This is a genomic window from Salicola sp. AFF1, from assembly GCF_056783195.1.
In genome coordinates this window covers 1-239 of record NZ_JBXAYL010000238.1, presented here as the reverse complement: position 1 = coordinate 239, position 239 = coordinate 1, and the positions used below count along the sequence as shown (strand labels likewise).

Genomic DNA, 239 nt, shown 5'->3' with positions numbered 1-239 from the left:
CCGCCGGATTTCGCGGCGACCGGATCGGTGGTGTTCGGCGGCATCGTGCTGGCCATCTCCCACTGGAAGCCGATCCGGGACATCACCCTGATCGCCGACCCCTACTTCGCCAGCCACGACGCCCCGAGCCGGGAGATCGGGATGTTCCGCCGCTTCGGGCGTACGGAAGGGCAGATCGGCCGCAATCTCGTGGCGCTGTCGATCTTCGTGAACTTCGCCGACGTGGCGCTGACCCTGCG

1 protein-coding gene is annotated in these 239 nt (G+C 67.8%); it reads left to right on the top strand.

The window, feature by feature from the left end; all coding sequences use genetic code 11:
• Positions 1-239 (top strand): hypothetical protein (locus AC1RQI_RS17495; RefSeq protein WP_481905877.1); only part of this gene is annotated, 239 nt, incomplete at both ends.